Origin of the sequence: Allocoprobacillus halotolerans (assembly GCF_024399475.1) — a bacterium.
GTDB lineage: Bacteria > Bacillota_I > Bacilli_A > Erysipelotrichales > Coprobacillaceae > Allocoprobacillus > Allocoprobacillus halotolerans.
The window spans coordinates 1602411-1619627 of record NZ_CP101620.1 but is presented as its reverse complement, the minus strand read 5'-3'; the positions used below and the strand labels follow the sequence as shown (position 1 = coordinate 1619627).

Below are 17217 nucleotides of genomic sequence, written 5' to 3'. Positions count from 1 at the left end.
TGAAATCAATTCAAAATTCAATAACTGATAGATTTATTCAGTCCTTCGCTCCATGACCATTACAGTCACTTCCTTACTACTACGACTTCTGCTGACTTCTCACTATTCGTTGTTACTGCTGTATCGCTAGTGAGACCTCCCGGGATAAGGTCATATCTCTTTCCTCCCATATATCCGCCACATTTACATATAATAGTCCTATTCCGCAACCTCTTATGACTTCGTGTTGTTTTGCACACTCGTCCCTATTATATGCCTGATGTGATTCGTGTTCCTCGGACCAGGACTTTGCCTCCATCTTCTTTCAGATTCCATCTCACGATAGACACCCTTGATATTGGCTAGTGGTTGGCAGTTGCGACATCGCCCCCACAGTGGACTTTCACCACCTAGATATATGCCATGCCCGGCATACAAAAAATCCTATTAATTGAGTCAAATTCAATTAATAGGATTTCATCTTAAAATTATTAATGATTATATTTATTTAATTTTTTTATAAAGATCAATAAATTCTTGTGCTAAATCAATAACAACTAATGCAGTCATTAAATGATCTTGTGCATGTACCATTAATAAATTTAATGGAGCTTTTTCTCCTCTAATTTCTGCTTGAATTAATTCAGTTTGTGCATGATGTGCTTCATTTACAGTTTCTTTTGCATTTTGTAATGATTCATCAGCCTTATCTAAATCACCAGCTTTAGCATATTGAATAGCTTCGATAGCTGAGCTACGTGCACTACCACTGTTTACGATAAGGTTAATAACTACTTGTTCTTGTTCATCCATTTTTCAATATCTCCTTTAACAAACAAATTCAGAATTACTCTGTATATTTATTTTATCAAATCAACATTACAATTTCAACTATAAACATTAAAGAAACGAAAAATGTTCAAGTGCTTTCATAATCCCATCACAATCAACATTATCTGTTACAAAATCAGCAACTTTCTTTGTTTGAGATACGGCATTTCCCATAGCTATCCCTAAATGAACTTGTGAAATCATTTCAACATCATTACGTCCATCACCAAAAGCCACTGTATCTTCCATTGTTTTTCCTAAAGCCTCAACCAGTTTTTGAATTCCTTTTGCTTTGGATTCTCCTTTTAAAGTTAAATCAAAAGACAAACCACTTTGATGTTGTTGAATATCGAAATAAGCCGATAAAGCTTCATACATAGGAACAATATCATCTGATGAATTTAAAACAATCATTCCAATATATGTTTCTATTTCATCTATACAAAAATCATCAATAATAACCTTATCTTTCATACCCCAATTATCTTTAAACTCGATATGTCGAGGATTTTGCTTATTTAATACATAAATAAAATCATTACCTTCAAAATAATAGGCTAGATTTCTTTTTAGACACAGTTCATGTGTTTTTTTGATTGCTTCTTGACTGACCACTTTTTTATAAACTTCTTTTCCTTTATATTCTACATAAGCACCATTACAAGTCACATATCCACTAAAAGGATAATCCATTACACCATCAACAATAAAACACTTACATCTTCCTGTCGCTAAAAAACATCATGTCCTTTTTTTGTAAACTTCTTAATCCATCTCTGACATCTTGTGGTATGCTATAAATACCCTTATTGCACTCAATCAATGTCCCATCTATATCAAAGAAAAATAGTTTTTCCATAAAATACCCCCTTCTCATTCATGGTAGTGTCAAAAGTTGCTATATGACAACACAAATGCACTACTCTTGATTTGTTTTATTTGTTCTATTTTAATAATAATTTGTATTCTTATTTTTTTACTATTTCTCTAAAATTTGTATTAAAAAAGTGAAATATCCATGTTATAGTATTCTTTACACAAAATCTAACGAAAGGATATTTCACATGAATACTATAACACATATCTTAAATAATTTAAATTCTTTTTCTAAATCTAACTTTAAGTTTTCCAAATATATTGATTTCTTTCAGTTGATAAATTCTATCCCTCATTCTGTTGAGTATCATCTTAATTCCTCTGATTTTATTTATCACCTTGAGCAGGTGACAATCCATCTCGACTGGATGATTGATTTCTTTGATAAACACATCAATCCCTCTCTTAAAAAAGAGTTTAAGAAATTAAAGAAATCCAATAAGAATGATCATACCATTCCTTATGCCGACTTTAAAATTGACGAGCCTCCTGTCTTCAAAAAGGAAGCACCTGTTCAGCTGAGTTTTGAAGATATTCTTAGAAATGCATTAAAGGATGGTCGTCCTATCAAGCCCGTCAACAGAAGAAACAATAATTTTGACTTTAAGGGTGTCTGCCCTTTTTGTGGTGCTCCTCATGAATATATCTATGACAACAATGGTCGCGGTCAATTCATGTGCAAGGTATGCTGCCAGACATTCTCCCTGAAGATCTCTCTTTCCGGTGAAACGGGCATCTTCTGTCCTCATTGTGGCAAAAAGCTTGATATGAAGCACGACCGCCAGGGATATCTTGTTTTTGTATGCCCAAGCATGAAATGCCCCTATTACATCAAAAACAAAAAGCTTGTCGATGAAGGAAAGGGAGAACACCTTCTGACTTCAAGCAATCAGTACAGGCTTCGCTATCACTATCGTGACTTCAAGTTCAATCTTGACAATCTTAAAAAGGCTGAAGAAAACATCACAACTCCTGTCAATCTTTCAAGAATTCATTTTGATCACAGAATCCTTGGATTGGCATTGACCTATTACGTCAACTATGGTCTTTCTTCAAGAAAGACTGCACTGATCATCAGGGAAGTCCATGGCTTTAAAATATCACACCAGACAGTCATCAACTATGCGACAACTGTATCACGTCTGGTCAAGCCTCTTGTTGACAGGTATCCATACAGGCTTGGCTCCATATTGTCCGGCGATGAAACCTATATTAAGATAAGAGGCAAGAATCATTACGTGTTCTTCTGGTCTGATCCCAAGACAAAGATCATCACTTCTTACACAATTTATCCCGTAAGAGATACAAAATGTGCCTGTACATCTATTTATGAGTGTCTAAGTCATTACAGTGAAATCCCAGATGACATGACTCTTATAACAGATGGGAATCCAATCTATAATGCAGCACAGGTTTTCTTTGAAATCAATGGAATCAAGTTTGACCTGCATCAGGTCATCGGTGTAAAGAATCTTGATGAGGAATCACAGAAATACAGACCTTTCAAGCAGATTGAGGAGCGCCTCAACAGGACATACAAGCAAAACTATCAGGGAACAAATGGCTATGACAGGCTTGAATGTGCAAATAGTTATATGGTCCTGTTTGTATGCTTCTTCAATTTCTTAAGAAGGCATTCAGCACTGAACTATAAGACGCCTGTTGATGACGGTCTGTTCAAAAAGGATATGCTTATGCCTGACAGATGGCTGCAACTTATCGAGTACAGCTCACAATATCACGCAGCATAGAAAGTTCACCATTTTTAAAAAATGACGTGAGAAACGATACCCTCATTGCGCCCAAAAATGGGCTTTTTTATTGGAAAGATGGCAGTCCGTAAATTTTGGAAAAAGGCAAAGAAAGATTTTCAAATAAATGCATCCTGCCAGAGTCATCGTACACTTTGTAAAGTTGCAAAGAGTAAAACTTTCATAGATTTTTGACTCTACCTCATTCATCATAACGTTTTTTTTAACAAGAGTAAACAAAAAAGGTATCCATTACGAATACCTTTATTGCGAAATTATTCAATAACTTCAGTAACTGTTCCAGAAGCAACAGTTCTACCACCTTCACGAATTGAGAATTTTGTACCATTTTCAATTGCGATTGCGTGGATTAATTCAACTGTTAATTCTACATTATCTCCAGGCATAACCATTTCTACACCCTCTGGTAATTCAATAACACCAGTGATGTCAGTAGTTCTGAAATAGAATTGTGGTCTATAGTTAGAGAAGAATGGTGTATGACGTCCACCTTCATCTTTTGATAAAACGTAAACTTGGCATACGAATTTTTTGTGTGGATGTACTGAACCAGGTTTAGCTAATACTTGTCCACGTTGAATTTGATCTCTGTTGATACCTCTTAATAATACACCTACGTTATCTCCTGCTTCAGCGTAGTCTAATAATTTACGGAACATTTCGATACCAGTAGCAACTGTATTTTGAGTTTCATGAATACCAACGATTTCGATTGGGTCATTTAATTTTAATTGTCCTCTTTCAACACGTCCTGTAGCAACTGTTCCACGTCCAGTGATTGTAAATACGTCTTCAACTGGCATTAAGAATGGTTTATCAGTATCACGAGTTGGAGTTGGGATATAGCTATCTACAGCATCCATTAATTCAGTGATAGCTGGTGTCCATTTTGGATCTCCTTCTAATGCTTTTAAAGCTGATCCACGAATAATTGGAGTATCATCTCCTGGGAATCCGTATTCATTTAATAATTCACGAACTTCCATTTCAACTAATTCGATTAATTCATCATCATCAACCATATCGCATTTATTTAAGAATACGATAATGTAAGGTACACCTACCTGACGAGATAATAAGATGTGTTCTCTTGTTTGAGGCATAGGTCCATCAGTAGCAGCTACTACTAAGATAGCCCCATCCATTTGTGCAGCACCAGTGATCATGTTTTTGATGTAGTCAGCATGACCTGGACAGTCAACGTGTGCATAGTGACGAGTTGCTGTTTGATATTCAACGTGTGCAGTGTTGATTGTGATACCACGTTCTTTTTCTTCAGGTGCAGCATCGATAGCAGCGTAATCCATTGCTTGAGCATTTCCTTCTTTTGCTAAAACAGTAGTGATAGCTGCAGTTAAAGTTGTTTTACCATGGTCAACGTGACCAATTGTTCCAATATTAACATGCGCTTTAGAGCGGTCAAATTTTTCTTTAGCCATTTAAGCTTCCTCCTATATAAATTTCATTAAATTTTTACATATACATTCTAAATGATTTGATTGAAAAATGCAATACTTTTAGTGATTAATTATTTCCACCATTTTTCTTAATAATACTTTCAGCAATTGATTTAGGAACTGGTTCATAACGATCGAATTGCATAGTATAGTTTCCACGTCCTTGTGTAAATGATCTTAAATCAGTAACATATCCAAACATTTCAGATAAAGGTACACTTGCTTGCACTAAAACAGCGTTTCCTCTTTCTTCTTGTCCTTCAATCATACCACGTCTAGAAGAAATATCTCCCATAACGCTTCCTAAATATTCTGAAGGTGCAGTAACTTCAACTGCCATGATTGGTTCTAAGATAACTGGATCACATCTCTTACCAGCTTCTTTTAATGCTAAACTTGCAGCCACTTTATATGCCATTTCTGATGAATCGACATCATGGTAAGAACCATCAAATAATGTTGCTTTAATATCTAATACTGGATAACCAGCTATCATACCATTATCTAATGCTTCTTCAAGCCCAGCTTTAACTGAACCAATATATTCTCTAGGGACAGTACCACCAACTACGGCATCAACGAATTCAAATCCTTTACCTTCATTAGGTTCAAATTTAATCCATACATGCCCGTATTGTCCACGTCCACCTGACTGACGTACGAATTTACCTTCACAGTCAGCAGTTTTTCTAATTGTTTCACGATAAGCAACTTGTGGAGCACCGACGTTAGCTTCTACTTTATATTCTCTCTTTAAACGATCTACGATAACGTCTAAGTGTAATTCACCAACACCAGCGATAATAGTATCACCAGTTTCTGGATTTGTAGTCACTCTAAATGTTGGGTCTTCTTCAGCCAATCTTGCTAAACCATTACTTAATTTATCTTGGTCTTGTTTTGTTTTTGGTTCAATTGCTAATTCAATAACTGGTTCAGGGAATTCCATTTTTTCTAAGATAATGAAGTTCTTTTCATCACAGATAGTATCCCCAGTTGTTGTATTTTTAAATCCAACTGCTGCAGCAATATCCCCTGCATAAACTTCGCTAATTTCTTTACGTGTATTAGCATGCATCTGTAAGATACGTCCTAAACGTTCTTTTTTATCTTTAGAAGAGTTTAATACATATGATCCAGATTCAACATAACCTGAATAAACACGGAAGAAAGTTAATTTTCCAACAAATGGATCGGCCATAATTTTGAATGCTAATGCAGAGAATGGCTCATCATCACTTGCATGTCTTTCGATTTCATTACCATCTTCATCTTCACCTTTAATTGATGGAACATCAGTAGGTGCAGGTAAGTAATCAATAACAGCATCCAACATACATTGAACACCTTTATCTTTGTATGCAGAACCACATAATACTGGGAATAATTCAACAGCTAATACACCCTTACGGATAGCCGCTTTAATTTCTTCTTCAGTAACTGGTTCTTCTTCTAAAACTTTCATCATTAAATCATCATCAAATGATGCTGCAGAATCGATCATTTTTTGACGATATTCTTCTGCTTGTGCTTTCATATTTTCAGGAATTTCAGAGTAAACAACGTTTTCTCCTTTTGCTCCTTCGAAATGAACAGCTTTCATTTTGATTAAGTCAATAACACCTTCAAAAGTATCTTCAGCACCAATTGGTAATTGAATAGCTACAGCATTTGCATCTAATCTTTTTCCAATTGATTCAACAGACATTAAGAAGTCAGCACCTGTTGCATCCATTTTATTACAGAATACAATTCTAGGTACACCATAAGTTGTTGCTTGACGCCAAACTGTTTCAGTTTGAGGTTCAACACCAGCTTTTGAATCCAATACAGTAACCGCACCGTCTAGTACACGTAATGAACGTTCTACTTCAACAGTGAAATCGACATGGCCTGGTGTATCAATGATATTAACACGGTATCCATTCCATTGTGCAGTTGTGGCTGCTGAAGTAATTGTAATACCACGTTCTTGCTCTTGTTCCATCCAGTCCATTTGTGAAGCACCGTCATGTGTTTCACCAATTTTATGAATTTTTCCAGTGTAATAAAGAACACGTTCAGTTGTTGTTGTTTTACCAGCATCAATGTGAGCCATGATTCCAATATTACGAGTTTTTTCTAACGAAAATTCACGAGCCATATTTTTCTCCTTTCAAATATTTCCTCTAAATAATATATTACCAACGGAAATGTGCAAATGCTTTATTTGCTTCAGCCATCTTATGAGTATCTTCTTTCTTTTTCACAGAAGCACCAGTTCCATTAGAGGCATCAATAATTTCATTAGCAAGACGATCAATCATACTTTTTTCATTTCTTAAACGAGAATAGTTAACTAACCATCTTAAACCTAATGTCATTCTTCTTTCTGGAGATACTTCAACAGGTACTTGATAGTTAGCTCCTCCAATACGTCTTACTTTTAATTCAAGTACAGGCATAATATTGTTGATTGCTTGATCAAATACTTCCATTGCAGGATTTCCAGTTTTTTCTTCAACCTTTTTAAATGCTTCATACAAGATGTTTTGCGCAACACCTTTTTTACCATCAAGCATGATATTGTTAATTAATTTTGTAACTACCTTAGAATTGTAAATTGGATCAGGTAGTACATCTCTTTTTGCTACACGTCCTCTTCTTGACATCAGTTTTTCCTCCTATCTCTTATTTTTTAGGTTTTTTAGCTCCATAACGAGAGCGTCCTTGCATACGATCTTTTACCCCAGCACAGTCCATAGTACCACGAATAATGTGATAACGAACCCCTGGTAAGTCCTTAACACGTCCTCCACGAATTAACACAACGCTGTGTTCTTGTAAGTTGTGCCCAATTCCTGGAATATATGCAGTTACTTCCATTCCGTTTGATAAACGAACACGGGCATATTTACGTAAAGCCGAGTTAGGTTTCTTTGGTGTCATAGTGGCAACACGAGTACAAACTCCACGTTTTTGAGGTGAACTAATATTAGTTGGTTTTTTTAATAATGAGTTATATCCTCTATTTAACGCAGGTGATTTTGATTTAGATGTTTTTTCACTACGTCCTTTTCTGACTAATTGATTAATTGTAGGCATGTCTTTCTCCTTTCCTTTCTTCTTAACACACAATTCCGGGTGTTTCATTTTTTGATTAGATAAAATGCACTCTTAGTCGAGTACCGAAAGCAATTATATACGACAAAATATATAAAGTCAACACTTTTTATTCTTTTTATCATACAAATCTGATTCAAATATGATAATGTCTTAATGTATCCAAGTTGAATATGTCCTGCTAGCAGGACATATTCAAAAATTCATGTTATTATATAATCTCACTTTTGTTGGGAGGTTATTCTATGAGAAAGGTTGTTTTAAGAATGAATGAAGAAAATAAATATCTGACTATTAAAAAACTTGTTGAAACTAATGGTAATAAAAAGCGTGCTGCTGTTAAACTTAACTGCTCTGTCAGAACCATTAATAGATTGATCATTAAATATAAAACTTATGGAAAAGCTGGTTTCGTTCATGGCAATAGAGGTAGAGCTCCTGCTACTACCATCCCTCTTGATATTAAAAATCAGATCATTAAATTATATGTCGATTATTACTCTAATGCCAATTTTACTCATTTCTGTGAAATCGTTCATGATGATCTTTATGTCAAAATCAGTGATACTACCTTGAATAAATGGCTTAGAGAGGAAAATATTATTTCTCCTAAAGCTACCAAAAAAACTAGAAAAATCCTTAAAAATCAACTGAAGGCTCAATTGAATAATACTTCTTCTAGAAAAATTCAAAATCAAATCAAAGAAGTCATTGCCTCTGTTGATGAAAATGATGCTCATCCTAGAAGACCTAGATGTAAATATAAGGGTGAGATGATTCAAATGGATGCATCCAGCTATGAGTGGATTCCTGGTCAAATTTGGCATCTTCACCTTGCTGTCGATGATGCTACCGGTGAGGTGGTTGGGGCTTGTTTTGATCATCAGGAAACATTAAATGGCTATTATCATGTCTTTTATCAAATTCTCACTAACTATGGAATCCCTGCCATGTTCTATACTGATCGCCGCACTGTGTTTGAATATAAAAGAAAAAACAACGCCTTTGATGACGAAGACACCTTTACACAGTTTTCCTATGCCTGTCATAATCTTGGCGTTGATATTAAAACAACGAGCATTGCTCAAGCCAAAGGCAGAATCGAACGATTGAATCAGACCTTTCAATCAAGATTGCCTGTCGAGCTTAAACGTGCTCATATCAAAGATATAGAGTCAGCCAATGAATTTTTAAACTCATACCTAAAAAATTCAATGACAGATTTGCTCTACACCTCAATAGTACCAAATCGGTCTTTGAAATGCAACCATCATTGGAGAAGATTAATCATACATTGGCGGTTCTTTCACCAAGAAAGATAGATGCAGGACACAGTATCAAATTCAAAAATAAGATATACATACCGGTGACATCAAACGGGACCCCATGCTATATGAAAAATAAGATGGATTGTATGGTCATAGAATCATTTGATGGAGGATTATATGTGAATATTCTTGATCAAATTTACCTGATGCAGGAAGTTCCGAAACACAGTCCATATTCTAAAGAATTTGATGAAGAAATAAAGCCAAAGAAAGAAAAAATAAATATATTCCACCAATGAGTCATCCATGGAAACAAGATTCTTATTTAAGGTATCTTGCAAAGCAAAAGCACCGAAATTGCGGTGCTAATGTTTAAAAATTTTTAGGACATTTTCAAAATTGCTTGACACACTTTTTATTCTTTTTAATGTACAAAAACACAAAACAAGGTCTTGATTTCAAGACCTTGTCAACAATTCTATTCAGCTACAGAAAATTCTTCATCACTTTCGCTACTACTTAATAAATTTTCTGATAAAGTTTCTGCTTCTAGTAATTCAGCTTCTTCCAACTCTTTTTCTTTACGTGCTTCTTCTAATTCTCTAGCAATTGTTTCAGGAGATTTCAATGGCCCTCTAAGACCTGTACCAGCAGGTAATAATTTACCAATAATAACATTTTCTTTAAGTCCACTTAATTCATCCACTTTGCCTTTAATTGCAGCATCCGTTAAGATTTTTGTTGTTTCCTGGAATGATGCAGCTGATAAGAATGATTCAGTTTCAAGTGAAGCTTTAGTAATACCTAATAAAATTGGTCTAGCCACAGCAGGATGTTTACCAGCCTTTAAAACTTCTTTGTTAAGTTCTGTAAAACGTTGAACATTAATATGAGTTCCCGGTAAGGCACCTGTATCTCCACCTTCAACAATTCTCATTTTCTTCAACATTTGATGGATAATAACTTCGATGTGCTTATCTGAAATTTCAATACCTTGTAAACGATAAACTTTTTGAACTTCTTTTAAGATATAGTTTTCTACAGCTTTAACATCTGCAACAGCTAATAATTCTTTTGGATCAATAGAACCTTCAGTAATTTTAGAACCAATACCAACTTCATCTCCAACAGAAACTCTTAATTTTGCACCATATGGTGTTAAATAACTTCTTGTTTCTAATAGGTTAGAAACGACAACTTCTGCTCTACCATTGTTATCAATGATATTAGAAACTTCACCATCGATTTCTGAAATAATTGATTTTGCTTTTGGATTTCTCGCTTCAAATAACTCTTGAATACGTGGTAAACCTTGAGTGATATCAGCTCCACCAGCAACTCCACCCATGTGGAAAGTACGCATTGTTAACTGTGTACCTGGCTCACCGATAGATTGAGCAGCCATAATACCAATCGCTTCCCCTAATTCAACTTGTTCACCAGTTGCTAAGTTACGGCCATAACATTTACGACAAATTCCGTTTTTCGCTTTACATCCAAAGATTGATCTGATTTCTACTTCTTTGATACCAGCATCAGTGATATCTTTCGCAATAGCTTCATCAATCATTTCACCAGCTTTAACAAGAATTTCTCCTGTTTCTGGATGCACAATATCTTTTTGTGAATAACGCCCTACAAGACGGTCATATAATGGAACAATAACTGAGTTATCAGACGTATTATATAATTCTGTAACGACAAATCCTTGATCTGTTCCACAGTCTTCTTCAGTAACAATAACTTCTTGAGCAACGTCAACTAAACGTCTTGTTAAGTATCCTGAATCGGCTGTCTTTAAGGCTGTATCGGTAGAACCTTTACGGGCACCATGCGTAGAAATAAAGAATTCTGACGCTGTTAAACCTTCTCTAAATGAAGATTTAATAGGCAACTCGATTGTTTCCCCTTTTGGATTTGACATCAATCCACGCATACCAACAAGCTGTGTAAAGTTTGAGATATTCCCACGGGCTCCTGAATCTGACATGATGAAGATTGGGTTACGATCATCTGCTTCGAATTCTTCTTTAACGACAGCCTGAACTTGATCTTTAACAGATTCCCATAACTTAATCACGATGTTATGTCTTTCTTCATCAGTGATTTTACCCTTACGATATAATTTTTTAATCACTTCAAGTTTTTCATCAGCTTCATCAAATAATACATATTTACTTTGAGGAACCTGAATATCATATACAGAAACAGTAATTCCGGCAATTGTTGAATAATAGAATCCTTGATCCTTCAATTTATCCAACATCGCTGTTGTATCACTAATTTTTGTAGGATCGAACATTTCATTAATAATGTTCCCTAAAGCTTTTTTACCTAAAGGTTTAATTAAAGGTTGAGCTTTAATATGCGCTTTAATATCAGTTCCCATAGGAACGAAATATTTATCAGGTGTAGCAACTAAGTTTTCTTTACTAGAATCATTAATGAAAGGGAAAGCTCCATCAAAAATCTGGTTAAAGATAATTTTACCAACACTTGTAATTAAATAACTGTTGTTCTGTTCTGGAGTAAATGTCTTATTTTTAAGAGATTTTCCTCTAATCGCAATTCTTGTGTGTAAGTGCACAGTTTTTGCATCATAAGCCATTAAAACTTCATTGACATCGCAAAAACAGTTCCCTCACCAATTGCACCTTCATCTTCTAATGTTAAGTAATAGTTCCCTAACACCATGTCCTGAGAAGGTGTAACAATTGGTTTTCCATCTTTTGGTCCTAAGATATTGTGAGAACCAAGCATTAATTGTCGAGCTTCTTGAATGGCTTCTTCACCTAATGGTACGTGAACCGCCATCTGGTCACCATCGAAGTCCGCATTGAAGGCAGGACATACAAGTGGATGCAAACGAATAGCTCGTCCTTCAACTAATTTAGGTTCAAATGCTTGAATCCCTAATCTATGCAACGTAGGAGCACGGTTTAATAAGATAGGATGTTCTTTGATGACTTCTTCAACAATTGGCCAAATCACGTCATCCATCTTGTCAATTAATCTTTCTGCTGCCTTAATATTTGTTGCGATTTGTTCTCTAACAAGCCCACTAATAACGAATGGTTTAAATAAGTTTAAAGCCATTTCACGTGGAATACCACATTGATACATTTTCAAGTCTGGACCAACTGCAATAACTGAACGTCCTGAGTAATCAACACGTTTTCCAAGTAAGTTTTGACGGAAACGTCCTTGTTTTCCTTTTAATGTATGGCTTAATGATTTTAATGGTCTTCCTCCAGCACCAGTAATTGGTTTTGAACGACGTCCATTATCAATCAAAGCATCAACAGCTTCCTGTAACATACGTTTTTCATTTTGTACAATAATTGATGGCGTTCCAAGTTCAAGTAATTTTTTCAAACGGTTATTACGCGTAATGACACGGCGATATAAATCATTCAAATCACTTGTCGCAAAACGTCCACCATCTAATTGAAGCATTGGTCTTAAATCAGGTGGAATAACTGGAAGAACATCAAGAATCATCCATTCAGGTTGATTATGAGAAGTTCTAAACGCTTCAATAGCTTCCAATCTTTTCAATAATTTAGAACGTCTTTGTCCTTGTGCTTCTTTTAAATCTTTTGTCACTGATTCAAATTCATCATCTAAATCCACTTTTTGAAGTAAGATTTTAATCGCTTCAGCCCCTGTCTTGGCTTCAAACTGATGGCCGAATTTTTCATAACAGTTACGATAATCTCTTTCAGATAAAACTTGTTTGTATTCTAAAGGTGTACTTCCTTTATCTGTAACAACGTAAGAAACAAAGTAAATAATTTCTTCAAGTTGCTTTGGTGTCATATCAAGAATAAGCCCCATTCTTGAAGGAATTCCTTTTAAATACCAGATATGTGCAACCGGTGTGGCAAGTTCAATATGCCCCATACGTTCACGACGTACAGAAGATTTTGTAACTTCTACACCACAACGATCACAGACAACACCTTTATATCTGACTTTCTTATATTTTCCACAGCTACATTCCCAATCCTTAGATGGTCCAAAGATTTTTTCACAAAACAGACCATCTTTTTCAGGTTTTTGAGAACGATAATTAATAGTTTCAGGTTTTTTAACTTCACCATAAGACCATTCACGAATTTTTTCTGGAGAAGCTAATCCAATTTGGATTGCTGAAAAGTTATTGACATCTGCCATTCATGATTTCCTCCTATTCTTCGTTACTTTCTTCTTCATCATCAGTGAAGAGTTCATCAATTGCTGAATCCAAATCATCAAATGATTCTTCATCTTCTGAGAAATCACCTTCTACCTCAGCCACTTCTTCATCAGTGACTTCTGGTTCTTCAGGAGTTGTGTCAATTGAAGTTGGGAAACGACGTTCTTCATCTTCAATCTTTCTTGCATCTAATTCTTCACCATTTTCATCTAACATACGAATATCTAAAGCTAGTGCCTGTAATTCTTTTGTTAGAACTCTAAATGATTCAGGTAATCCAGGTTCAGGTAATTTTTGTCCCTTAACAATAGCTTCATATGTTTTGACACGTCCAACAACGTCATCTGATTTCACTGTTAAGATTTCTCTTAATGTATAAGCTGCACCATAAGCTTCAAGTGCCCAAACTTCCATTTCCCCAAATCTCTGTCCACCATTTTGTGCTTTACCACCAAGAGGCTGTTGAGTCACTAGTGAGTATGGACCAACTGATCTGGCATGTAATTTATCATCAACCATGTGGGCTAATTTAATCATATACATAACCCCAACTGAAACATTCGAGTCAAAATATTCTCCTGTTTTTCCTGAAATGACTGCTTGTTTACCATCAACAGACATTCCGGCTTCTTTCATAATATTTTCTAGATCAGTTGAGTTAATACCATCAAAGGCTGGTGTTGCAAAGTACATACCTAACTCTCTGGCAGCATAACCTAAATGTAATTCCAATACCTGACCAATGTTCATACGTGAAGGAACCCCTAATGGATTCAACATAATATCAAGAATTGTTCCATCTTCTAAGTGTGGCATATCTTCAATTGGTAAGATTTTAGAGATAACCCCTTTATTACCATGACGACCTGCCATTTTATCTCCTTCAGAGATTTTACGTTTTTGAACAATGTATACTTTGACAACTTTGTTGACACCTGGTTGTAATTCATCACCATTTTTTCTAGAGAAAACTTTAATATCATGAACAATTCCTGCTCCACCATGAGGAACTCTTAATGAATTGTCTTTGACTTCTCTAGATTTTTCACCAAAGATTGCTAATAAAAGTTTTTCTTCAGCAGATAATTCTGCTTGTCCTTTTGGAGTGACCTTACCAACTAAGATATCTCCTTCTTTGACTTCAGCCCCAATCATAATAATTCCTTCGCTATTTAAGTTTTTACGGGCATCTTCCCCAACGTTAGGAATATCTCTTGTAATTTCTTCAGGGCCTAATTTTGTATCACGACATTCAATACTATATTCTTCAATATGAATAGATGTATAAATATCTTCTTTAACCAATCTTTCTGACATGATAACAGCATCTTCATAGTTATAACCATTCCATGTCATGAAACCAACTAATACATTTTGTCCTAAGGCTAATTCACCTTGTTCCATAGATGGACCATCAGCTAAAATTTCCCCTTTAACAACTTTATCACCGGCTTTTACAATCGGTCTATGATTAATACATGTTCCTGCATTAGAAATCGCAAATTTTGTTAAACGATATTTATGAGGTCCTGTATCTTCTTCTACAATAATCTTTTTCGCATCTACATAAGTAACAATACCATCTTTTTTCGCAACAACCGCTGCTCCAGAATCTCTGGCTGCCTGATATTCCATACCAGTTCCAACAAGTGGTGTATGAGGATCTAATAATGGTACAGCCTGACGTTGCATGTTGGCACCCATTAAGGCACGAGTAGCATCGTCATTTTCAAGGAAAGGAATACATGAAGTGGCAACAGAAACAATCTGTTTTGGAGAAATATCAATAAAATCAATTTCTTCAGGTTTTGCCATAATATTTTCCCCTAAATGACGGGCAATAACTTGTTCATCTAAGATTTTTCCATTTTCATCATGTTGAACTTTTGCTTGAGCAATAACATAATTCTTTTCTTCATCAGCTGTTAAATAACGCACATCGTTTTCATCAATCACACTATGATTCACTTTACGATATGGTGTTTCAATAAATCCATATTTATTAATTTTTGCATAAGAAGCAAGAGTTGAAATTAACCCGATATTTGGACCTTCAGGTGTTTCAATTGGACAGATACGACCATAGTGAGAGGCATGAACGTCACGCACTTCATATCCAGCACGATCTCTTGATAACCCACCTGGCCCTAATGCAGACAAACGACGTTTATTTGTTAACTCAGCCAATGGATTTATTTGATCCATGAATTGAGATAACTGAGATGATGAGAAAAACTCTTTCATAGCGGCAGTTAATGGACGAATATTTGTAAGTGATTGAGGTGTCACACTGTCGATTTCAGATAATGACATTCTTTCTTTTACAACTCTTTCCATTCTTGATAAACCAATTCTAAATTGATTTTGAATTAATTCACCAACAGAACGTACACGTCTATTTCCTAAATGATCAATATCATCTAATAAACCAATACGACTCATTAAATTAACTCTATCGTCACTTGCTAAATCTAATGATTCATAAATATCCACAAGATTCAACATATATGAATAAGCTGCAATCATATCAGAGATTGTAATATACTTACAATCCAATGATAAATCAGTTCCAACAACTTTCATTTTCTTTGATTTTGTTTCATCAACATAGACTTCAAGAACTTGAATACGCCCATGAGATCTTAAAAAATCATTGGTATGGATATCCATTGTATGCGCTCCAGCTTGGAAAACAGGAGCCAAAAGGTCAACCTTATCTTTTGTTAATAAAGTTCCTTCTTTCATCACAACATTTCCATCTATATCTATAACATCTTGAGCTAAAACACGGTTTGTAATTCTATCTAATAAACTCAATTTTTTACCAAGTTTAAAACGTCCTGCACGTGCAAGATCATATCTTTTTGCATCGAAAAATCTTGTATATAATAATGTGTTAGCACCCTCTAACGTCGCAGGTTCTCCTGGTCTTAATTTATTGTAAATTTCAATTAAAGCTTCATCCGTATTATGAGTTGTATCTTTTGCTAAAGTATTTCTGATAAACTCATGGTCACCTAAAACTTCAATAATATCTTCATCACTGCTTAACCCCAAAGCACGTAATAAAATTGTTCCAGGAATTTTACGTGTACGGTCAATACGCACATTCAAAATATCTTTTGCATCATTTTCAAATTCAAGCCATGTTCCTCTTGAAGGAATCATGCTTCCAGTAAAAACAGTTTTACCACTTTTATCCATTGCATCAGCAAAGTATGCACCTGGCGAACGTACTAATTGTGAAACAATAACACGTTCAGCTCCGTTAATGATAAAAGTACCTGCATCAGTCATTAATGGAAAATCTCCCATAAACACTTCATTTTCTTTGATTTCACCAGTTCCATTATTCACTAAACGCAAAGTAGCACGAATCGGTGCAGAATAATTTGCATCACGATCTTTAGCTTCATCTACTGAATATTTTGGCTCATCAAAACGGCAATCAACAAACTCTAAAGTTAAAGTTTCATTGAAATTGCTAATAGGATAAACATCGTTAAAAACTTCTTTAATACCTTCGTTTTTAAACCATTCATAAGAATTTGTCTGGATTTCTACTAAGTTTGGTAATTCTAAAGACCCACTAATTCTTGAATAATTTCGACGATTAATACGACTTTTTGCCTGAGTTACATTTCTTTCCAAGCCACTTCACTCCTTATCAATTATCTCTATCTCCTTATTAAAGCAAGCAAAAAACACTGCTTTTTATATATGAGTAGGCATTT

The 17217-nt window shown here is 35.0% G+C and carries 11 protein-coding genes and 1 pseudogene; 3 read left to right on the top strand and 9 right to left on the bottom strand.

Annotated elements, in window-relative coordinates; genetic code table 11:
* Positions 1-483: 483 nt before the first annotated feature.
* From NMU03_RS09535 to NMU03_RS09525, 3 genes are all read right to left on the bottom strand, one after another.
* On the bottom strand, positions 484-792 hold the full coding sequence (locus NMU03_RS09535) for a PTS lactose/cellobiose transporter subunit IIA (RefSeq protein WP_087244283.1): 309 nt from the start codon (positions 790-792) through the stop codon (positions 484-486).
* An 87-nt stretch (positions 793-879) separates the two neighbouring features.
* Positions 880-1503: an HAD-IIB family hydrolase gene (locus NMU03_RS09530; RefSeq protein ID WP_290137906.1), complete on the bottom strand. Its 624-nt coding sequence runs from the start codon at positions 1501-1503 to the stop codon at positions 880-882.
* Positions 1504-1525: 22 nt separating this feature from the next.
* Positions 1526-1669: an HAD family hydrolase gene (locus tag NMU03_RS09525; protein WP_290137904.1), complete on the bottom strand. Its 144-nt coding sequence runs from the start codon at positions 1667-1669 to the stop codon at positions 1526-1528.
* 205 nt (positions 1670-1874) lie between these two features.
* Between NMU03_RS09525 and NMU03_RS09520 the strand changes: the two genes are divergently transcribed.
* Entirely contained in the window at positions 1875-3437 is a 1563-nt protein-coding gene (locus NMU03_RS09520) for a DDE-type integrase/transposase/recombinase (RefSeq protein ID WP_290137902.1), read from the top strand.
* 275 nt (positions 3438-3712) lie between these two features.
* Here NMU03_RS09520 and tuf read toward each other — a convergent pair whose 3' ends face one another.
* From tuf to rpsL, 4 genes are all read right to left on the bottom strand, one after another.
* Positions 3713-4897: an elongation factor Tu gene (gene tuf / locus NMU03_RS09515; protein ID WP_290137900.1), complete on the bottom strand. Its 1185-nt coding sequence runs from the start codon at positions 4895-4897 to the stop codon at positions 3713-3715.
* An 85-nt stretch (positions 4898-4982) separates the two neighbouring features.
* Positions 4983-7058 (bottom strand): elongation factor G, encoded by a 2076-nt coding sequence (gene fusA / locus NMU03_RS09510; protein ID WP_290137898.1) that lies wholly within the window; start codon positions 7056-7058, stop codon positions 4983-4985.
* A 37-nt stretch (positions 7059-7095) separates the two neighbouring features.
* Complete coding sequence (gene rpsG, locus NMU03_RS09505) at positions 7096-7566, bottom strand: 30S ribosomal protein S7 (RefSeq protein WP_087244287.1); 471 nt, start codon at positions 7564-7566, stop codon at positions 7096-7098.
* A gap of 19 nt (positions 7567-7585) precedes the next feature.
* Positions 7586-7999, bottom strand: coding sequence for a 30S ribosomal protein S12 (gene rpsL / locus NMU03_RS09500; protein ID WP_087244288.1), 414 nt, complete (start codon positions 7997-7999; stop codon positions 7586-7588).
* Positions 8000-8262: 263 nt separating this feature from the next.
* On the opposite strand from rpsL, the gene NMU03_RS09495 reads away from it, so the two are divergent.
* Together NMU03_RS09495 and NMU03_RS09490 are read left to right on the top strand one after the other, a co-directional pair.
* Positions 8263-9339 carry an ISNCY family transposase gene (locus tag NMU03_RS09495; protein ID WP_290137895.1) on the top strand — a complete coding sequence of 359 codons (1077 nt, stop codon included), beginning with the start codon at positions 8263-8265 and terminating at the stop codon, positions 9337-9339.
* A gap of 71 nt (positions 9340-9410) precedes the next feature.
* Positions 9411-9584, top strand: coding sequence for a hypothetical protein (locus tag NMU03_RS09490; protein ID WP_290137684.1), 174 nt, complete (start codon positions 9411-9413; stop codon positions 9582-9584).
* Positions 9585-9763: 179 nt separating this feature from the next.
* On the opposite strand, the pseudogene rpoC reads toward NMU03_RS09490, so the two are convergent.
* Both rpoC and rpoB read right to left on the bottom strand, forming a co-directional pair.
* Positions 9764-13461: pseudogene (gene rpoC / locus NMU03_RS09485) on the bottom strand (DNA-directed RNA polymerase subunit beta').
* A 13-nt stretch (positions 13462-13474) separates the two neighbouring features.
* Positions 13475-17134, bottom strand: a complete 3660-nt coding sequence (gene rpoB, locus NMU03_RS09480) for a DNA-directed RNA polymerase subunit beta (RefSeq protein WP_290137894.1) — start codon at positions 17132-17134, stop codon at positions 13475-13477.
* Between the last annotated feature and the right edge of the window lie 83 nt (positions 17135-17217).

Excerpts from the sequence above, each read along its gene's own strand:
- NMU03_RS09525 (WP_290137904.1), bottom strand. The coding sequence starts at position 1,669 with ATGGAAAAACTATTTTTCTTTGATATAGATGGGACATTGATTGAGTGC.
- NMU03_RS09535 (WP_087244283.1), bottom strand. The coding sequence starts at position 792 with ATGGATGAACAAGAACAAGTAGTTATTAACCTTATCGTAAACAGTGGT.
- NMU03_RS09530 (WP_290137906.1), bottom strand. The coding sequence starts at position 1,503 with ATGGATTATCCTTTTAGTGGATATGTGACTTGTAATGGTGCTTATGTA.
- rpsL (WP_087244288.1), bottom strand. The coding sequence starts at position 7,999 with ATGCCTACAATTAATCAATTAGTCAGAAAAGGACGTAGTGAAAAAACA.
- NMU03_RS09495 (WP_290137895.1), top strand. The coding sequence starts at position 8,263 with ATGAGAAAGGTTGTTTTAAGAATGAATGAAGAAAATAAATATCTGACT.
- NMU03_RS09490 (WP_290137684.1), top strand. The coding sequence starts at position 9,411 with ATGAAAAATAAGATGGATTGTATGGTCATAGAATCATTTGATGGAGGA.
- rpsG (WP_087244287.1), bottom strand. The coding sequence starts at position 7,566 with ATGTCAAGAAGAGGACGTGTAGCAAAAAGAGATGTACTACCTGATCCA.
- fusA (WP_290137898.1), bottom strand. The coding sequence starts at position 7,058 with ATGGCTCGTGAATTTTCGTTAGAAAAAACTCGTAATATTGGAATCATG.
- tuf (WP_290137900.1), bottom strand. The coding sequence starts at position 4,897 with ATGGCTAAAGAAAAATTTGACCGCTCTAAAGCGCATGTTAATATTGGA.
- NMU03_RS09520 (WP_290137902.1), top strand. The coding sequence starts at position 1,875 with ATGAATACTATAACACATATCTTAAATAATTTAAATTCTTTTTCTAAA.